General features: G+C 69.6%; 1 protein-coding gene. It reads right to left on the bottom strand.

Features of this window, described 5'->3' with window-relative positions:
- The coding region (locus tag U9980_RS04760) for a lipopolysaccharide biosynthesis protein (RefSeq protein ID WP_322766852.1) at positions 1-1,487 on the bottom strand (1,487 nt) is incomplete at both ends.

Here is a 1,487-nt window from a genome sequence, read left to right as displayed (position 1 = left end):
CGCCTGCCGGTGGCTCGATGCCCTCCGCTGTTTCCGTGCCGTAGGACTGCTGCGGCTGTTCCGATGTTGATCGGGCCAGCCGCAGCAGCGGGAACAGCAGTACGACGCAGACGGCCAGCCCGGCGAGGGGGAGCAGGACCAGTCGGGCGGCGTCCCCGTGTACCACCGTGCCAAGGCCCACCATGACCAGGACAAGGGCAGTGGTCGCGACGGCCGGCCGGCCGCAGTACCGCAGGGCGGCGGTGGGGCGGACGTCCGCCCGCGCAATGGCGAATATGAACGCCGGGCCTACGACCACCACGGCCACCGCGGCCTGGGCGAAGGCGACACCACCGATACCGGCCGTGTGTGCACCGACGAGCAGGGCCGGGGTGAGGACCACCAGCCAGACCCCCTGGACGGCGAAGATCGCGCGAGACCGGCCGGCACCCACCAGCAGGTCGTAGGCCAGTTCGGCGGCGACCCGGGCGGCCCCGAGGACCGCGAGCCAGCGCAGGGCGTCGGCGGCGGCATCCCACTTTGGTCCGTAGACGGTGCGGATCACCGGCCCGGCGAGCACGGCGAGGATCGCGCAGACCGGCAGCGTGGCCGCCATCAGCAGCGCGATCGAACGGGCGAACGCGTCGCTGAGCGCACGGCGATCGGCCGACAGCCGGGCGAACGCCGGCATGGCCACTCTGCGCACGGCCAGGGAGAACATGTTGACCGGCCAGCTCGAAAGGTTGAACGCCAGCATGTAGAAACCGAGCGCCACCGGTCCCAGGACGGCGCCGACGACGACATAGTCGACGTTGAGCACTCCGAAGACCAGCAGACTTGAGCCGGCCAGCGGGAGACCGAAGTCCAGCAACGCGCGGACCTGACTCCGGTCGAAGCCGAACCGGATCTGTGCTCCGGCGAAGATGAAGATCAGGGTTGAGGTGGTGATGTTACCGGCCAGATAGCCGATGGCCAGGCTCCACGCGCCATGCCCCAGGACGGCCAGTCCGATCGTGGCGGTCGTGTTCACGACGAGTCCAGCAAGGTCGGCGACCATCCGCCGGTCCTGCTGGAAACCGCGGGTGAGCAACGCCGCGGGAACGGAAGCCAACCCATCGACAATCATGCTGGCCGCCAGCACCCGGACCAGGTCGGTCGCGGCGGCTGAGCCGAGCAGGCTTGCGATGGCCGGTGCCAGCACCAGGGTGAGCAGAAAAAGTCCGGTGCTGAACCCGGTCGACAACGTCTGTACGGTCGGGGCGATCAGGCGAGGGTTCCCCGGCCAACGCACGATCGCGAGGGAGACGCCTAGTTCGTTAATGGACAGCAGCGCATTCAGGACGACCAGCGCGACCGCGAAGTCGCCGTAGTCCGACGGGCTGAGGAGCCGGGCGAGGACGACCCCGGTAACGACGGTGCCCAGGCGGCTGAGTGCATTGTTCAGGACGCTGAAGCCGAGGCCGCGTCGGACGGCCCCGCCGAGCCCCGCTCCGGTGCCCTCGCCTTCG

Origin of the sequence: Protofrankia sp. Cr1 (assembly GCF_963555865.1) — a bacterium.
Classification (GTDB): Bacteria; Actinomycetota; Actinomycetes; order Frankiales; family Frankiaceae; genus Protofrankia.
The sequence above is the reverse complement of the archived record's forward strand: the minus strand, read 5'-3'. Positions and strand labels throughout refer to the sequence as shown.